Origin of the sequence: Pseudolysinimonas kribbensis, from assembly GCF_039531715.1 — a bacterium.
Taxonomy (GTDB): domain Bacteria; phylum Actinomycetota; class Actinomycetes; order Actinomycetales; family Microbacteriaceae; genus Pseudolysinimonas; species Pseudolysinimonas kribbensis.
Window position 1 is genome coordinate 690,531 of sequence record NZ_BAAAQO010000002.1, and the last position, 16,647, is coordinate 707,177.

The window sequence follows — 16,647 nt, forward strand, 5'->3', positions numbered from 1 at the left end:
GCTGCGTCGCGCGGTGCGCGGAACCTTCCTCGTCCAGGCGGCGGTCACGCTCGTGGCCGGGATCTCGGGTCTCGTGGCGCTGTCGTCGGCCGCGGGCGGCGGCGACGTGATCGCGCTCGTCGGGATCGTCAGCGCGTTCGGCATCCTGACCGGCGCCCTGGAGCTCGTGGCGGGGCTGCGCGCGCGCCGCGTCGACCGCGGGGCGCGGGACTGGGTCCTGACCGGTGCCCTCACGCTGGCGCTCGGTCTCGCGTTCCTGGTGGTCCCGCCGGGCTACCGCGAGAGCCTCGGCGGCATCGAACGGATCACCGGCACCCTGACCGCCTCGGTCGTGCTGGTCGGGCTCCTCGGCGCCTGGGGGATCGTCGTGGGGGTCCTGCAGGGCATCTCCGCGGTGTCGCTGCGAACCCCGGTCGAACCGGAGGAGGAGGACCGCACGTGAATGCGAAACCGAGTCTGGGCACGCGTCTGCGCCCCGCCGAGCTCGTGGTCGTGGCCGCGATCATCGGCGTCTTCGTCGGCGCGATCGTCGTCATGGGCACCCGTGAGTGGCTCACCGCCCTCGAATGGGCCGGTATCGCGTTCGTGGTCGCCCTCGTGGTGACGGCGATGCTGCTGCTGGCCGTCGTGCCGAAGGACGAGCGACCGGATGCCGAGCACGGCGACGACGAGCACCGCGACGACGAGCGCCCCAGCGGGCACTGACCGCGGCGTGCGTCGTCACTCGAGGTGGTCGACGAGCCTCTCGGCGATCCCGGTGTAGGTCGCGGGGGTGAGGGCGAGCAGGCGCTGCTTCGCGACGTCCCCGATGTCGAGACGCTCGACGAACGCGCGCAGCTCCTCGGCGGTCAGGCGGTGCCCGCGCGTGAGGTCCTTGAGCAGGGCGTAGGGATCCGAGATCGTGCTGCGTCCGGCGACGACCTCGGCCCGGATCACGGTCTGGATCGCCTCCGCCAGCACCTCCTGGTTGACGTCGAGGTCGGCGGCCAGCGCCTCCCGGTCGACGGCGACCTCGCCGAGCCCGCGGGCGAGGTTGTCGAGCGCGAGGAGCGAGTGGCCGAGCGCGACGCCGACGTTGCGCTGCGTCGTGGAGTCGGTGAGGTCGCGCTGCATCCGGCTGGTGACGAGCGTCGCGGCGAGCGAGTTGAGCAGCGCGGTCGAGAGCTCGAGGTTGGCCTCGGCGTTCTCGAAGCGGATCGGGTTGATCTTGTGCGGCATCGTCGACGACCCGGTCGCCCCGGCCTGCGGGATCTGCGAGAGGTAGCCCATCGAGATGTAGGTCCACACGTCGGTGCAGAGGTTGTGCAGGATCCGGTTGGCGTGGGCGATCGCGGCATAGAGCTCGGCCTGCCAGTCGTGCGACTCGATCTGGGTGGTGAGAGGGTTCCACACGAGCCCGAGACCGGTGACGAACGCGTGCGAGATCGACTCCCAGTCGGCATCCGGATCGGCGGCGACGTGGGCCGCGTAGTCGCCGGTCGCGCCGTTGAACTTGCCGAGGATCTCGATGTCGTCGATGCGGTCGAGCGCGCGCGCGAGCCGCGCCGCGAAGACGGCGAGCTCCTTGCCGAAGGTCGTCGGGGTCGCGGGCTGTCCGTGGGTGTGGGCGAGCATCGGCGTCGCCCGCTCGGCACGGGCGCGCTCCTCGATCGCGGCGAGCACCTCCTGCGCCCGGGGCAGCCACACCTCGTGCACTGCGGCGCCGATCGTCAGGGCGTAGGCGAGGTTGTTGATGTCCTCGCTCGTGCACGCGAAGTGGGTGAGCTCGGCGACGCGGTCGAGACCGAGCTCGGCGAGCCGGGCGCGCACCAGGTACTCGACCGCCTTGACGTCGTGCCGGGTGGTCGCCTCGAGGCGGGCGAGTTCCCGGATCTCGGGCTCGCCGAATCCGGACGCGAACTCCCGCAGCGCCGCGGCCTGCGCGTCGTCGAGCGGCGCGGCACCGAACATGCGGCGCTCGGCGAGGGCGATGAGCCATTCGACCTCGACGTGCACGCGCGCCCGGTTCAGGGCGGCCTCGGAGAGGTGCTCCCCGATCCCGCCCACCGCCGCCCGGTAGCGTCCGTCGAGCGGGCTGATCGGCTGCGGAGGAAGCGGGCTCATGAGACTCCCTGTCGGATTCCGGGCTCGAGCTGCCGGAACAGCGCGAACGTCGCGCGCTCGATCATCGTGAGCACGCCGTCGAACATCGCCGCATCGGAGTAGTACGGATCCGGCACGTCCATCGTGCCCGATCCATCGGGGTCGAACGTCATCAGCAGCTGCACCTTGCCCTGGTCGAGGTCGCTCGTCGCCCAGCCGCGCAGGATGCGCTCCTGGCCGCGGTCGAAGGCCAGCACGAGATCGTGCTGGGCGAACTCGTCGACCTCGAACTGCCGGGCCCGATGCGACGACGCGTCGTAGCCGCGGGCCGCGAGCGCGGCGATCGTGCGTGCGTCGGCACGCTCGCCGACGTGCCAATCGCCGGTCGACGCGGACGTGACCTGCAGCCGCTGCTCGTAGCCGTGCGACGTGATGAGCGAGCGCAGCACCGCCTCGGCCATGGGCGACCGGCAGATGTTGCCCGTGCACACGAAGCACACGCGGAAGGCGGCGATCGGGTCGCCGTCGCGGGTGCGCATCCCCCCATCTTCGCGGGGGCGGACTCCCCTGCACAGCATCCGGACCCGCGCCGTGCTCCCCGCATCGGGTCCCGCGCGGCCCGGCGGGGTGCTCCGCTCGCCACGATCGAGCCATGGTCATCCCGCTTCCGTCCGAACCGGACGCACGTGCCGAGCTCTTCCGACTTCTCTCACCCGTGGTCGACGACGTGGCGGCGGCGGTCGTCGACCCGCCCCGCGTGGCGAGCGGCGACTGGCTCGGACCGGCGTCACAGGCGTGCGATCAGCTCCAATCCGAGCTGCGCGGGCGGCTGACCGTGCTGCTCGGCGAGCTGGATCGCGCCCGCGCGCGGGTGTCGGGGGCATCGTGATCCCGCCGCCTCCCTCGCCGGACCACGCGACGTCGCCGCTCACGCCGGTGCGGCCCGCGGACCCGGGGCCGGATCGACTGCTGCCCCCGCTGGCGCCCGGCACGAACCAGCCGCCGCCTCCCGATGCGTCGCACTTCGCGCCGACGCCGCAGCTCGGGGGTCCGCTCGTCGTGACCGCGGCCGGTTCGACGACCGTCGCGACGGATGGGATGCGGGCCGCCATCGCCCAGGCGGCCGCGCTGACCTCGCGGTTGCGGCACGGCCTCGCCGCCATCCATCGCGCCGAGCTCGTGCCCCACGCCCCGCCGCTGGGCGCCGTGGAGCAGGCCCTGCGCGCCGCCATCTCGACGGCCGAGCGGCTGCACGACGGGCTCACGCGTGCCGTCGAGCGCTACAGCGCCGCGAGCCGTGATGCCAACGGTCTGTTCGACGCACTCGCGGGCGTCGGCGGTGCCCTGCTCGGCACCCAGCTCCGGATGGGCGCCCTCTTCGGCGGCCCGGCGCTCGTGCTCGGCGCCCTGGCCGGGATCGCCGGCGGCGAGGCGCTCACCGGACGCAAGCTCGACCCGGCGGCCCTCGCGCGATTCCTCGAGCAGCACCCGCAGCTGACCGGCAATCCGACCTTCGTCGCGGCGGTGCGCGGAGTGGCGGACGGCATGGACGAGGGCATGCTGACCGCCGCCGGCGTCCCGCCGGTGATCGCGGTCGCGCTCGGCGCGACCGGACGGACCGGTATGGCGACGAGTGCCGACGCCCTGATGGCGATCGGCCCACGGCTCGGGCTGCTCGAGGAGTCGCCCGTCGACGTGCAGCGGGTCGACCGGCAACGGGTCGACACGGCACCCTCCGGCGCGACGCAGCGGCTGGAGCGGGTGCCGGAGGGCGACCAGGTGCGCATCGAGCGGTACACGGCGCCGGGATCGCCGGATCGGTTCGTCGTCTACGTCGGACCGACCGAGACCTTCGACCCGCGGCCGGAGGGCGAGCCGTGGGACATGGCGAGCAACGTCGGCGGCGTCGGCGGGGAGGACGTCGCCTCGATCCGCGCCACCGAGCTCGCCATGAGGGATGCGGGGATCACCGACGCCAGCCAGGTGCAGCTCGTCGGGTTCTCGCAGGGCGGGATGGTCGCGGCCCGCATCGCGGCGGATGGCGACTGGAACGCCGTGGGCCTGCAGACCTTCGGCGCACCGTCGGGCAACGTGGTGCTGCCGGACGGCGTCCAGGGCATGGCGGTGCGCAACCGGGAGGACTTCATCCCGGCGCTGGCCGGACCGCAGACCGATCACCATCTGCTGCAGGTGGAGCGCACGGTGTATGCGGATCCGTCGACGATGCCCACCGATCAGGCGGCGCCGGGCCATCAGCGGGTCGCCTACGCCGCGACGGCACAGGCGATCGACGCGGCCCGCTCCGAGGACGTGCGCGCCCAGTCCCGGGCTCTCGACGACTTCGCCGGCGACTACGCCCGGCGGCCGGGATCGACCATCACGGCATCCCTTTATCACGCCGTCCGACGCGACGGGAGCGGAGGATGACCGGCGGCGAGGCTCAGCGCCGCTCGACCGAGCGCGTGAACGGTCGCACGATGATGCCGATCAGCCAGCTGATGACGCCGATGATGATCGCACCCAGAACCCCCCACCAGAAGCTCTCGACGGCGAGACCGAAGCCGAGGAGGCTGCTGATCCACGCGACCAGCAGCAGGAGCAGCCCGTTGACCACGAGCGAGATCAGACCGAGCGTGAGCACATAGAGCGGGAACGCGACGACGCGGATGATGCCGCCGATGACGCCGTTGACGATGCCGAAGATGAGCGCGACCAGCACGAGGGTCACGATGTAGGCGAAGACGTTCCCGGGGTCGGCGTCATAGGACTTGATCGACACGTGCGGGCTCATGATGAGCGTCGTCAGCCAGAGGGCGAGCGCCGAGATGAGCAGGCGGAGGAGGAGGCGTCCCATGCACCCCATCATGGCGCGAGGGCCCCGCCGGCGGAACGGGCAGAGCCGTGGCGCTTAAACTCATGGCGTGGCCGTGATCCTCCGTCCCGAGATCGCCGCGCTCGTGCCGTATCGGCAGGGTCGGCCGGCCGCACCCGACGCGTTCAAGCTGTCGTCCAACGAGAATCCGTTCGAGACGCATCCGGCGGTGCTCGAGGCGATCGCGGGAGCCAGCATCAACCGGTACCCGGACGGCGCCGCGGTCGCGTTGCGCGAGCGTCTCGCGGAGCGGATCGGCGTCTCGATCGACGAGGTGCATGTCGGGGCGGGGTCGGTCGCGATCCTGCAGCAGCTGATCTCGGCGGCCGCCGGTGCCGGCGACGAGGTGCTCTACGCCTGGCGGTCGTTCGAGGCGTACCCGGGTCTCGTGACGGTCGCGGGAGCGACCAGCGTGACCGTACCGGTGCTGGCCGACGGGCGGCACGACCTCGATGCCATGGCGGCGGCGATCACCGACCGCACGCGGGCGGTGCTGGTCTGCACGCCGAACAATCCCACCTCCACGATCGTCACGACCGCCGAGTTCGAGGAGTTCATGGCGAGGGTGCCCGAGACGGTGCTCGTGCTGCTCGACGAGGCCTACCGCGAGTTCGTCACCGACCCGCACGCGGTCGAGGGCCTGTCGCTGCTGGACCGGTACCCGAACCTCGTCGTGCTGCGCACGTTCTCGAAGGCGTTCGGGCTCGCCGGCCTGCGGGTCGGCTACGCGGCCGGACCCGCCTACATCCTCGACGCAGCACGCTCGGCCGCGATCCCGCTGTCGGTCACCGAGCCGGCCCAGCGCGCCGCGCTCGCCGCGCTCGATCACGAGGGCGAGCTCCGGGATCGGGTCGACGCGATCGTGGAGCGCCGAACCCGGGTGCGCGACGGCCTGCAATCGGCCGGCTGGGACGTCCCGGAGCCGCAGGGCAACTTCGTCTGGCTGGCCGCCGGCGACGACACCCCCCGCGCCGCCGAGATCCTGGAGCGCCACGGGATCGTCGCGCGGGTCTTCGCGCCCGACGGCATCCGGGTGTCGATCGGCGAGGAGGCATCTGTCGATCCGCTCCTACGGTCGGCCGCGGAGGTTGTCGCAATGCTCCGAGAAGGGGCCTGAACACCGCGGATAGGGTGGTCACCATGTCCCAGGAGTCGGCGACGGTCCAACTGCTCTCGCCGGAGGGGACCCTTCTCCGAAGCGAGGCGACCGAGCGGTACCTGCCGGTCATCGACGCCCTCGACGAGCAGCAGCTGCTCGACTTCCATCGGCAGATGGTCGTCATCCGGCGATTCGACCTCGAGGCGGGCAACCTGCAGCGACAGGGTCAGCTCGCCCTGTGGATCCCGAGCATGGGGCAGGAGGCCGCCCAGGTCGGTTCGGGCTACGCTGCCCGGCCGCAGGACCACATCTTCCCGTCGTACCGCGAGCACGTCGTCGGCCGGATCCGCGGGCTCGACCCTCTCGAGATCATCCGCCAGCTGCGGGGCAACAGCCACGGCGGCTGGGACGCGGCGGCCAACGGCAACTTCCACCTCTACGCGATCGTGCTGAGCTCGCAGACGCTGCACGCGACCGGATACGCCATGGGGCTGCGCTTCGACGGCGCGATCGCGAGCGGCGATCCGGAGAGCGACCAGGCGGTGATCGTCTACTACGGCGACGGCGCCAGCAGCGAGGGCGACGTGCACGAGTCGATGGTGTTCGCCGCGAGCTATCAGACGCCGCAGGTCTTCTTCCTGCAGAACAACCAGTGGGCGATCTCGGTGCCGGTCTCGCGGCAGTCGCGCACGCCGTTGTACGAGCGGGCGGCCGGATACGGCATCCCGTCGCTGCAGATCGACGGCAACGACGTGCTCGCCGCGTACGCGACGACGCGCATCGCGCTCGATGAGGCGCGCGGGGGCCGCGGGCCGCGCTTCATTGAGGCCATGACCTACCGGATGGGCGCCCACACCTCCAGCGACGACCCGACCAAGTACCGCGAGGACGACGAGGTCGACGTCTGGAGCGAGCGCGACGCGATCACCCGGTTCGAGCACTACCTGCGCTCCCGCGGCGTCGGCGACGGGTTCTTCGCGGAGGTCGCGACCGAGGCGGAGGATGCCGCGGCCGATCTGCGCACGCGCATCTTCGAGCTCGCCGTGCCCGAGCCGGCGAGCATGTTCGCCCACGTGTACAGCGAGCCACACCCGGTCATCGAGGCGCAGCGCGAGTGGCTCGCCGCCTACGAGGCGTCGTTCGGCGAGACCGATGAGGCCCGGGAGGCCCGGGCGTGATCGAGAGCCTCACGATGGCGAAGGCCATCAACGCCGGCCTGCACGCTGCCATGTCCGCCGACGACAAGGTGCTCCTCATGGGCGAGGACATCGGCACGCTCGGCGGGGTCTTCCGTGTGACCGAGGGGCTGAAGAACGCCTTCGGCGAGAATCGCGTGCTCGACACGCCGCTGGCCGAGTCGGGCATCGTCGGGACGGCGATCGGCCTGGCCATGCGCGGCTACCGGCCGGTGTGCGAGATCCAGTTCGACGGCTTCATCTTCCCCGGGTTCGACCAGATCACGACGCAGCTCGCGAAGATGACCGCGCGGCACGAGGGTCTCCTGCAGATGCCGGTCGTCATCCGGGTGCCCTACGGCGGCCACATCGGCGCGATCGAGCACCACTCCGAGAGCCCCGAGGCGTATTTCGCCCACACCCCCGGCCTGCGGCTCGTGAGTCCCGCGACCGCGCAGGACGGCTTCACGATGATCCAGCAGGCGATCGCCTCGAACGATCCCGTGCTGTTCTTCGAGCCGAAGAGCCGCTATTGGCAGAAGGGCGAGGTCGATCGCGAGGCGACGGCCGCGCCGCTGCACGCGAGCCGGGTGATCCGCACCGGATCGGATGCCACCGTGATCGGGCACGGCGCGATGATCGCGACGCTGCTGCAGGCGGCCGAGATCGCCGCGGAGGAGGGCACGAGCCTCGAGGTCATCGACCTGCGCTCCCTCTCGCCCATCGACTACGGGCCGATCGTGGAGTCGGCGCAGAAGACCGGCCGGGTCGTCGTCGCGCATGAGGCGCCCGGCAATGCGAGCATCGGGTCGGAGCTGGCCGCGACGATCACCGAGCGGGCGTTCTACTCGCTCCAGGCACCCGTGCTGCGGGTCACCGGGTACGACGTGCCGTACCCTCCCGCCAAGATCGAGGCGGTGTTCCTGCCGGACGCCGACCGCGTGCTCGACGCCGTCGACCGCGTGCTGGCCTACTGAGAGGACCGACGATGGCGCAGTCAGAGTTCCCGCTCCCCGACGTCGGCGAGGGTCTCACCGAGGCCGAGATCGTCTCGTGGAAGGTGGCGCCCGGCGACCAGGTGCGGGTCAACCAGGTGCTCGTCGAGATCGAGACCGCGAAGTCGCTCGTCGAGCTGCCGTCGCCGTTCGCCGGCACCGTCACCGAGCTGCTCGCCGAGGAGGGCGCGACCGTCGAGGTCGGCGCCCCCATCATCCGGGTGGATTCCGCGGGCGGCACGATCGAGCTCGAGGCCCCCGGCAACGAGGGCGACACCCTCGGAGTCGTCGCCGACACGATGACCACGATCGGCGGCGGTCGCGTGCACCGGCCCGAGGGGACACCCGCCGCGGACGCCGCACCGGCTCCCACGGCGCCCGAGGTGCCCGGCGAGGTCGGCGGCGCCGTGCTCGTCGGCTACGGGACCGGAGGCCACGTGGCCTCGCGCCGTCGCAAGCCCGCCAACGGTGCGCCCGCCGCGCCGGACCCGCAGCGCGCCGTGCCGCGCCGCCCATCCGGCCCCTCCACCGTCGGCTCCGTCATCGCGAAGCCGCCGATCCGCCGGCTCGCGAAGGACCTCGAGGTCGACATCGCCACGGTCTCGGGCACGGGGCTCGGGGGCGAGGTCACGCGCGACGACGTCATCCGGCACGCGCAGCAGGCCAGCGTGTTCCAGAACCTGCAGACACCGGAGTGGCCGACCGATCGCGAGGAGCGCATCCCCGTCAAGGGCGTGCGCAAGGCGATCGCGTCGGCGATGGTCTCGAGCGCGTTCACGGCGCCGCACGTGAGCGTCTTCACCGACGTCAACGCGACGCGCACCATGGAGCTCGTGCAGCGACTGAAGAAGTCGCCGCAGTTCGCGGGGATCCGGATCAGCCCGCTGCTCGTGATGGCGAAGGCCGTGATCTGGGCCTGCCAGCGCAATCCCACGGTGAACTCGACGTGGACCGACAAGGAGATCGTGGTGCACCACTACGTGAACCTCGGCATCGCGGCGGCGACGCCGCGCGGACTCATCGTGCCGAACATCAAGGACTCCCAGTCGATGTCGCTGCTCGAGCTCGCCAAGGCGCTCGAGCAGCTCACGATCATGGCGCGCGAGGGGCGGGCGCAGCCCTCCGACATGGCGAACGGCACCGTCACCATCACGAACCTCGGCTCCTACGGCATGGACACCGGCACGCCGATCCTGAATCCGGGCGAGGTCGGCATCGTCGCCCTCGGCGCGCTCAAGCAGAAGCCGTGGGTGGTCGATGGGGTCGTTCGGCCCGAGTTCGTGACGACCGTCGGTGCGAGCTTCGATCACCGCGTCGTCGACGGGGATGTCGCGAGCCGCTTCACGGCCGACATCGCCTCGGTGCTCGAGGAGCCCGCGCTGCTGCTCGATTGACCGCGCCGCCGCTGCTGCGGCGCGGGTCGCTCCGCGATCGGCACGAGCGCGGTCGCGCCGATCGCTATGGCTGGGTCGGTCGGGCACCGCGCGGACGCGCGGGTTTTGACAATGATTATCAATAGCGGCTAGGGTCGTCCGCATGCCCCGACGCGCACTCGCCGCACTCGCCGCCCTCGCCGTGCTCGCGGCACTCGCCGGATGCAGCGGCGGTGCCGCCGCCTCCGCCTCCGGAGCCGCGGGCACCGTGCCGGTCGTCGCGTCGACCGACGTCTACGGCGACATCGCGAAGGCGATCGGCGGCGCGCACGTCACGGTCACGTCGATCATCGACGATCCCGACAAGGACCCGCACGAGTACCAGGCCGACGCCCGCACGCAGCTCGCGATCTCGCGGGCGAAGGTCGTGATCGAGAACGGCGGCGGCTACGACGACTTCGTCGACACGATGCTCAAGGCCTCCAAGAACACGAAGGCGTTCGTGGTGAACGCTGTGAAGCTGTCCGGCTTCTCCGGCGCCGACCTCAACGAGCACGTCTGGTACGACTACCCGACCATGTCCAAGGTCGTCGACGCGATCGCCGCGTCGCTGCACACCGCCGACCCGAAGCACGCCCGCGCGTACAGCGCGGGCGCCGAGGCGCTGCAGCAGAAGCTGACCCGGCTCGAGGATTCCGAGGCGACGCTCGCGGCATCGACGACCGGCGTCGGCGCCGGCATCACCGAGCCCGTGCCGGACTACGTGCTCCAGGCGTTGAAGATGGACATCGTGACGCCGCCCGCCTTCAGCAAGGCGATCGAGGACGGCACCGACGTCGCCCCGGTCGTGCTGCAGCAGACGCTCGCGCAGTACGCCGACGGCAGGGTGAAGGTGCTCGTGTACAACGTGCAGACCGGCGGGCCGCAGACCGAGGCCGTGCTCGCCGCCGCGAAGAAGCATCACGTGCCCGCCGTGCCGGTCTCCGAGACGCTGCCGGAGGGGTTGCACTACATCGAGTGGCAGGAGGGCGTGCTCGCCGCGATCGCCCAGGCGGTCACCGGATGACGCCCCCGCTGCTGTCCCTCCGCGCCGCCGAGCTCACCCTCGGCGGTCGCGTGCTGTGGAGCGGCGTGGACCTCGACGTCGCCCCGGGCGAGTTCGTGGCGGTGCTCGGCGCGAACGGGTCGGGCAAGACCAGCCTGCTCAAGGCGATCCTGGGCCAGCACCGGCTGAGCGCCGGGTCGGCGACCTTCCTCGGGGAGCCGCTGCGCCACGGTGATCGGCGCATCGGCTACGTGCCGCAGCAGCGCCTCGCCGATGAGGGCACGCCGCTGCGCGGCCGCGACCTCGTCGGCCTCGGGCTGGACGGGCACCGCTGGGGCGTCGGATGGCCGAGCCGCGCCCGGCGCGAGAAGGTCGACGAGGTGCTCGACGCGGTCGGCGCCGCGCATTACGCGCGCGTGCCGGTCGCGAGCCTGTCGGGCGGCGAGCAGCAGCGACTGCGGATCGGGCAGGCGCTCGCCGGCGATCCGCGCCTGCTGCTGTGCGACGAGCCGCTGCTCTCGCTCGACCTGCGCGCTCAAGGTGTCGTCAGCGAGCTCATCGATCGCACCCGCCGCGCGCGCGACTTCGGGGTGCTGTTCGTGACGCACGACGTCAATCCGGTGCTCGGGATGGTCGACCGGGTGCTCTACCTCGCCGGCCGCCGGTTCCGGGTCGGCACGCCCGACGAAGTGCTGCGCAGCGACGTGCTGAGCGAGCTCTACGACGCGCCCGTCGATGTCGTGCGCGCCCGGGGGCGCGTGATCATCGTCGGCGCTCCCGATCAGACCCACGCGCACGAGCACGAGCACGATCACGGGGCGGATCTGCCGTGAGCGCGCTCCTGACGACCGACTGGTGGTCGACCCTCTTCGACTTCTCGGACTACGGCGACCTGCTGCAGCTGCTGCAGAACTCCGTGTACGCCGGCATCCTGCTCGGCCTGGTCGGCGGCCTCATCGGGGTCTTCGTCGTGCAGCGCGACCTCGCCTTCGCCGTGCACGGCATCAGCGAGCTCTCCTTCGCGGGGGCGGCCGCGGGGCTGCTGCTCGGGATCGGGGTCGTCGCGGGGTCGCTCGTCGGGTCGGTCGTCGCGGCCGCGATCATCGGGGTGCTCGGTGCCCGCGCCCGCGAGCGCAACTCGATCACCGCGGTGCTCATGCCGTTCGGCCTCGGCCTCGGCATCCTGTGCCTCGCCCTGTATCCCGGGCGGGATGCCAACAAGTTCGGCCTGCTCACCGGGCAGATCGTCGCGGTCGACGACCCGCGTCTCGGCTCGCTCGCCGTGATCGCCGTCGTGGTGCTCGCGGGCCTCGCGGTCGTCTGGCGTCCGCTCGGGTTCGCGAGCGTGGATGCCGAGGTCGCGGCCGCCCGCGGCGTTCCGGTGCGCGCGCTCTCGCTGGTCTTCATGCTCCTGCTCGCGCTCGCCGTGTCGGTGAGCGTGCAGATCGTGGGCGCGCTTCTCGTGCTGTCGATCCTCGTCACCCCCGCGGCGGCGGCCCTGCGCATCTCGGCGTCGCCCGTCTGGGTGCCCGTGCTCTCGACCGCGTTCGCGGTGGTGTCGCTCGTCGGCGGCATCCTGCTCGCCCTCGGGGCCAGCGTGCCGATCAGCCCCTACGTCACGACGATCTCGTTCCTCATCTACCTGGTCTGCCGGCTCGCGGGTGCGCGGCGTACCGTGAGGCGCAGGGAGCGGAGGCTCGCATGAAGCGGAACACCTGGCAGCGCGAGGCCGTGCGCGAGGCCCTCGGCGACACCGCGGGTTTCGTGAGCGCCCAGTCGCTGCATCAGACCATGCGCGAGCAGGGATCCGAGGTCGGGCTCGCGACCGTGTACCGTGCCCTCGCCGACCTCGCGACCGAGGGGGACGCCGACTCGCTGCAGCAGGAGGGCGAGTCGCTCTACCGCGCGTGCACCCCGGGGCGGCATCACCACCACCTGATCTGCCGGCGCTGCGGCCGGGCGGTGGAGATCGAGGCCGACCCGGTGGAGACCTGGGCCCGCGAGGTCGCGGCGGCGAACGGGTTCACCGAGCCCGAGCACGTCGTCGACGTGTTCGGCTACTGCGCGGAGTGCTCCGCGGCGCGCGCCTCGTCCACCGGCTGAGCAGCGGGTGCGGTCGCCGGCACGGGCACCGGCGCCGGACCGCCCGGTCGCACCAGGAACAGAACCACGACGAAGGCGATGATCGCGCCGGCGGCCGGCAGCAGGATGCTCTGCGCCATGGCCGCCGTGAAGCCGTCGTGCAACGGGGCCGGCAGCGCGCCCCCGCCGAACCCGGCCTGCGACACCGAACCGCCCGCCGCGGCGGGCAGGTCCGCGACGAGCCGGGACTGGATGAGCGCGGCGATGGAGGCGCTGCCGAGCACCGCGCCGACCTGCCGGGTCGCGTTGTACACGCCCGCGCCCGCGCCGGCGAGGTTCAGCGGCAGGTTGCGGGTCGCGCTCACCGAGAGCGGAGCCCAGATGCCGGCCTGCGCGATCCCGAGCACGAACGCGGGGATCAGGAGCACGCCGACCGACTGATCGGGTGTGAGCAGCACCGCGTAGAGCACGAGCGAGAGCGCCAGCAGCACCATGCCGACCGCGCCGATCGTGCGCGGGTGCACGCGGTCGAGCGCGCGGCCCGTGAACGGCGAGATGAAGATCGACACGGCCATGGGCGCGAACATGAGGGCCGACTGGGTCGGCGTCATGCCGCGCACGAGCTGCAGATAGAAGACCAGCGGCAGCGCGAACGACGTCACGGTGAAGCCGACGGCGGTGATGCCGATGTTGGCGAGCGCGAAGTTGCGATCGCGGAACAGGCGCAGCGGCAGGAGCGGTTCGGCGCGGTTGAACCGCTGCCAGACGACGAACGCGACGAGCACGACGACGCCGACGATGATGAGCAGCCAGACCGAGATCGGCCCCGCGATCGTGCCCCAGTCGTAGCGCTCGCCCTCCTGGATGCCGAACACGAGCAGGAACATCCCGACGGCGCTCAGCACGACGCCCAGCAGGTCGAAGCGGTGCGGGTGCATCTCGAGCCTCGGCACCAGGATCACGGCGAGCGCGAAGGCGACGACGCCGATCGGTACGTTGACGAAGAAGATCCACGGCCATCCGAGGGCGTCGACGATGAGGCCGCCCACGATGGGCCCGACGAGCGTGCCGACGCCGGCGACCGCGCCCCAGACGCCCATCGCGGCGCCGCGGCGCTCCGCCGGGAACACCCGGGTGATGACCGCCATGGTCTGCGGCGCCATGAGCGCTGCGCCGAGGCCCTGCACGGCACGCGCCGTGATGAGCCAGCCGATATCGCCCGACAGGCCGCACCACAGCGAGGCGAGCGTGAAGATCGTGAGCCCGACGAGGTAGAGGTTCTTGGGCCCGAACCGGTCGCCCAGGCGCCCGGTGATGAGCAGCGGGGTCGCGTACGTGAGCAGGTAGGCGCTCGTGACCCAGATGACCGAGTCGATGTCGGTGTGCAGACCCTCGAGGATCCTGGGGTTGGCGACGCTCACGATCGTCGAGTCGATGAGGATCATGAAGAACCCGACGACGAGCGCCCAGAGCGCGCGCCAGGGACGCGGAGCGGATGCCATGCGGTCACCCTACTGACGGCGGGTGACGGACCAGCCCGGCATCGGGTACGATCGAGAGGTTGTGCCCGCGAGGGCGCTTCTTGTGTGCGACCGGGGCCACCCCGGATCCGCATGCCGACAAGTGACCTTGGGTGCCGTGGTCTTGGAGGAATCCAGCCGCGGCACGGTAGCCGGACGATTCGCGTCGTCCCGATATGGAGGAATCATGGCAGCCGTCTGCCAGGTGACCGGAGCCGTTCCCGGTTTCGGCCACAGCATCTCGTTCTCGCATCGTCGCAACAAGCGCCGGTTCGATCCGAACGTGCAGCGCAAGACCTATTACGTGCCGTCGCTGCGGCGGAAGGTGACGATCAACGTGTCCGCACGCGGCATCAAGGTCATCGACGCCCGCGGCATCGACGCGGTCGTGAGAGACATCCTGGCTCGCGGGGAGAAGATCTGACATGGCGAAGGCACAGGACGTCCGTCCGATCATCAAGCTGCGCTCCACGGCCGGCACCGGGTACACCTACGTGACCCGCAAGAACCGCCGCAACGACCCGGACCGTCTGGTCCTCAAGAAGTACGACCCGGTCGTGCGCAAGCACGTCGAGTTCCGAGAGGAGCGCTAAAGCGTGGCCAAGAAGAGCAAGATCGCCAAGAACGACCAGCGCGCCGTCATCGTCGAGCGCTACGCCGCGAAGCGGCTGGAGCTGAAGAAGCAGCTCGTCGACCCGAACGGCAGCGATGAGAGCCGCGAGGCCGCTCGCGTCGGCCTGCAGAAGCTCCCGCGCGACGCGTCGCCGGTGCGTCTGCGTCACCGCGACGCCATCGACGGACGCCCCCGCGGCGTGCTGAGCCAGTACGGGATCTCCCGTGTGCGGTTCCGCGACATGGCGCACCGCGGCGAGCTCCCCGGCATCACCAAGTCGAGCTGGTAAAGAGGAACCTCCCCACACCGCGAAGATCCCCGGAATCACGGGGAACTACTGGTACCTTCGTGCTCGGCCCGACGGCGGCGACGCCGACCGGGTCGTTCCGAATACGAGGTCCGAGGAGGACATCCCATGGCTGACAAGTCACTCAACAAGACCGATCTGGTCGCCGCCATCGCTGCCGACTCCGGACAGAGCCAGGCCACGGTCTCCGGCATCGTCGACTCGCTGTTCAGCGTCCTGGCGAAGTCGGTCGGCGAGGGCACCAAGGTGCAGATCCCGGGCTGGCTCGCCGTCGAGCGCACCCACCGCGCCGCCCGCGAGGGGCGCAACCCCGCCACGGGCGAGGCGATCCACATCGCCGCCGGCTACGGCGTCAAGGTGACCGCGGGCTCGAAGCTCAAGGCCGCCGCCAAGTAAGCGACTCGTGAGGCGCCGATCCCCCGGGGTCGGCGCCTTTCGCGTTCCCCGCCCCGGCGCGGCACCACTCGACCCGCTCACATCCGGCCGGGCCTAGCCTGGTCTCATGCTCCGCGTCGCGCGGATCGTCTCTCCCGCGGTCCTGATCCTCGTCGCGTTCGGCGCACTTCTCGTCGCGCTCGCGATCGGGCACGGCGCGGACGCGCCGATCGCGCTCGACCCCGGCGTCGCCGTGCGGTTCGGGGTGCCGTTCGCGCAGGTCGTGCTCGACCTCGGGATCGCCACGGCGATCGGCGGCCTCGCGATCGCCGTCTTCGCGTTCGCGTCGAGCGACGAGCGCTACGGCCGCGCACTCGATGTCGCGGCGGCCGGGGCGGCCGTGTGGACGATCGCGGCCGCCGTCAGCAGCGTGCTCTCCTATTCCTCCCAGACCGGCAAGGCGCCCGACCTCGGGCAGCGGTTCGGCGTCGGCCTCGGCGACTATCTCACCCAGAACATCCCCGGCCGCGCGTGGCTGACGACGGTGCTCGTCGGCGCGGTCGTGACGGTCCTGTGCTTCGCAGTGCGATCCCAGACCGCCCTGGTGTTCGTCGCCGCGTTCGCCGTGCTCGGCCTCATCCCGCTCGAGGAGCAGGGTCACGCGGGCGACTCGTCGACGCACGAGGCGGCGATCACGGCGATCTGGCTGCACGTGATCTTCGCGAGCCTGTGGATCGGCGGACTGCTGGTGCTCGCGACGATCGGCTGGCGGGAGCGAAGGACGGCCGCCACGGGCCGGGTGGATGCCGACCGCCTCGTCCCGGTGCTCGAGCGCTATTCGACGATCGCCCTGGTCTGCTTCATCGTGGTCGCGATCTCGGGCACCGTGAGCGCGCAGCTGCGCGTCGGCACGTGGGAGGCGCTGCTCACGCCGTACGGCGTCCTGGTGCTGCTCAAGGTCGCCGCCCTCGGCGCGCTCGGGCTGTTCGGCGTCTTCCAGCGCCGGGTGCTCATCGATCGCCTGCGCCGCACCGCGCAGCGCCGGTTCTTCTGGATCATGGCGACCGCCGAGCTGGCGTTCATGGGGATCGCCTCCGGCGTCGCCGCCG

General features: G+C 71.5%; 21 protein-coding genes. 17 read left to right on the top strand and 4 right to left on the bottom strand.

The window, feature by feature from the left end; translation table 11 throughout:
- Positions 1–442: DUF308 domain-containing protein (locus ABD285_RS04040; RefSeq protein ID WP_344200526.1), on the top strand; the 442-nt coding region annotated here is incomplete at its 5' end.
- Positions 439–705 (top strand): hypothetical protein, encoded by a 267-nt coding sequence (locus ABD285_RS04045; RefSeq protein WP_284253998.1) that lies wholly within the window; start codon positions 439–441, stop codon positions 703–705. The genes ABD285_RS04040 and ABD285_RS04045, both read left to right, overlap by 4 nt.
- Positions 706–720: 15 nt before the next feature.
- Here ABD285_RS04045 and purB read toward each other — a convergent pair whose 3' ends face one another.
- Together purB and ABD285_RS04055 are read right to left on the bottom strand one after the other, a co-directional pair.
- Positions 721–2,103 (bottom strand): adenylosuccinate lyase, encoded by a 1,383-nt coding sequence (purB, locus tag ABD285_RS04050; RefSeq protein WP_284253999.1) that lies wholly within the window; start codon positions 2,101–2,103, stop codon positions 721–723.
- Positions 2,100–2,621, bottom strand: a complete 522-nt coding sequence (locus ABD285_RS04055) for a low molecular weight protein-tyrosine-phosphatase (protein WP_284254000.1) — start codon at positions 2,619–2,621, stop codon at positions 2,100–2,102. Before ABD285_RS04055 ends, purB begins: the two co-directional genes overlap by 4 nt.
- A gap of 113 nt (positions 2,622–2,734) precedes the next feature.
- Between ABD285_RS04055 and ABD285_RS04060 the strand changes: the two genes are divergently transcribed.
- Together ABD285_RS04060 and ABD285_RS04065 are read left to right on the top strand one after the other, a co-directional pair.
- Positions 2,735–2,971: a hypothetical protein gene (locus tag ABD285_RS04060; RefSeq protein ID WP_284254001.1), complete on the top strand. Its 237-nt coding sequence runs from the start codon at positions 2,735–2,737 to the stop codon at positions 2,969–2,971.
- On the top strand, positions 2,968–4,509 hold the full coding sequence (locus ABD285_RS04065; RefSeq protein WP_344200531.1) for a hypothetical protein: 1,542 nt from the start codon (positions 2,968–2,970) through the stop codon (positions 4,507–4,509). Before ABD285_RS04060 ends, ABD285_RS04065 begins: the two co-directional genes overlap by 4 nt.
- Before the next feature lie 13 nt (positions 4,510–4,522).
- Here ABD285_RS04065 and ABD285_RS04070 read toward each other — a convergent pair whose 3' ends face one another.
- Entirely contained in the window at positions 4,523–4,936 is a 414-nt protein-coding gene (locus ABD285_RS04070) for a phage holin family protein (RefSeq protein WP_344200534.1), read from the bottom strand.
- Between the two features lie 73 nt (positions 4,937–5,009).
- On the opposite strand from ABD285_RS04070, the gene ABD285_RS04075 reads away from it, so the two are divergent.
- The 8 genes from ABD285_RS04075 to ABD285_RS04110 all read left to right on the top strand — a co-directional run bounded on the left by ABD285_RS04075 (position 5,010) and on the right by ABD285_RS04110 (position 12,744).
- Positions 5,010–6,071 (top strand): histidinol-phosphate transaminase, encoded by a 1,062-nt coding sequence (locus ABD285_RS04075; protein WP_344201275.1) that lies wholly within the window; start codon positions 5,010–5,012, stop codon positions 6,069–6,071.
- Positions 6,072–6,094: 23 nt separating this feature from the next.
- Positions 6,095–7,231, top strand: a complete 1,137-nt coding sequence (locus ABD285_RS04080) for a thiamine pyrophosphate-dependent enzyme (RefSeq protein ID WP_344200537.1) — start codon at positions 6,095–6,097, stop codon at positions 7,229–7,231.
- A 14-nt stretch (positions 7,232–7,245) separates the two neighbouring features.
- Complete coding sequence (locus ABD285_RS04085; RefSeq protein WP_284255668.1) at positions 7,246–8,205, top strand: alpha-ketoacid dehydrogenase subunit beta; 960 nt, start codon at positions 7,246–7,248, stop codon at positions 8,203–8,205.
- Positions 8,206–8,216: 11 nt separating this feature from the next.
- Positions 8,217–9,617: a dihydrolipoamide acetyltransferase family protein gene (locus ABD285_RS04090; protein ID WP_344200540.1), complete on the top strand. Its 1,401-nt coding sequence runs from the start codon at positions 8,217–8,219 to the stop codon at positions 9,615–9,617.
- Between the two features lie 142 nt (positions 9,618–9,759).
- Positions 9,760–10,662, top strand: coding sequence for a metal ABC transporter solute-binding protein, Zn/Mn family (locus tag ABD285_RS04095; RefSeq protein WP_284254004.1), 903 nt, complete (start codon positions 9,760–9,762; stop codon positions 10,660–10,662).
- Entirely contained in the window at positions 10,659–11,474 is an 816-nt protein-coding gene (locus ABD285_RS04100; RefSeq protein ID WP_284254005.1) for a metal ABC transporter ATP-binding protein, read from the top strand. Before ABD285_RS04095 ends, ABD285_RS04100 begins: the two co-directional genes overlap by 4 nt.
- Positions 11,471–12,346, top strand: a complete 876-nt coding sequence (locus ABD285_RS04105; protein WP_284254006.1) for a metal ABC transporter permease — start codon at positions 11,471–11,473, stop codon at positions 12,344–12,346. Before ABD285_RS04100 ends, ABD285_RS04105 begins: the two co-directional genes overlap by 4 nt.
- Positions 12,343–12,744, top strand: coding sequence for a Fur family transcriptional regulator (locus ABD285_RS04110; RefSeq protein WP_344200544.1), 402 nt, complete (start codon positions 12,343–12,345; stop codon positions 12,742–12,744). Before ABD285_RS04105 ends, ABD285_RS04110 begins: the two co-directional genes overlap by 4 nt.
- Here the strand turns inward: ABD285_RS04110 and ABD285_RS04115 are convergent.
- Complete coding sequence (locus ABD285_RS04115) at positions 12,699–14,225, bottom strand: DHA2 family efflux MFS transporter permease subunit (RefSeq protein ID WP_284254007.1); 1,527 nt, start codon at positions 14,223–14,225, stop codon at positions 12,699–12,701. The two genes, ABD285_RS04110 and ABD285_RS04115, sit on opposite strands and share 46 nt — an antisense overlap.
- Positions 14,226–14,430: 205 nt before the next feature.
- On the opposite strand from ABD285_RS04115, the gene rpmB reads away from it, so the two are divergent.
- The 5 genes from rpmB to ABD285_RS04140 all read left to right on the top strand — a co-directional run.
- Positions 14,431–14,667 carry a 50S ribosomal protein L28 gene (gene rpmB, locus ABD285_RS04120; RefSeq protein WP_284254008.1) on the top strand — a complete coding sequence of 79 codons (237 nt, stop codon included), beginning with the start codon at positions 14,431–14,433 and terminating at the stop codon, positions 14,665–14,667.
- A gap of 1 nt (position 14,668) precedes the next feature.
- Positions 14,669–14,836, top strand: a complete 168-nt coding sequence (gene rpmG, locus ABD285_RS04125) for a 50S ribosomal protein L33 (protein ID WP_213503118.1) — start codon at positions 14,669–14,671, stop codon at positions 14,834–14,836.
- Between the two features lie 3 nt (positions 14,837–14,839).
- A complete protein-coding gene (rpsN, locus tag ABD285_RS04130) occupies positions 14,840–15,145 on the top strand; it encodes a 30S ribosomal protein S14 (RefSeq protein WP_284254009.1) in 306 nt (101 codons plus the stop codon).
- A 126-nt stretch (positions 15,146–15,271) separates the two neighbouring features.
- A complete protein-coding gene (locus ABD285_RS04135) occupies positions 15,272–15,559 on the top strand; it encodes an HU family DNA-binding protein (RefSeq protein ID WP_284254010.1) in 288 nt (95 codons plus the stop codon).
- Between the two features lie 106 nt (positions 15,560–15,665).
- On the top strand, positions 15,666–16,647 hold a 982-nt coding region (locus ABD285_RS04140; RefSeq protein ID WP_344200552.1), incomplete at its 3' end, for a copper resistance D family protein.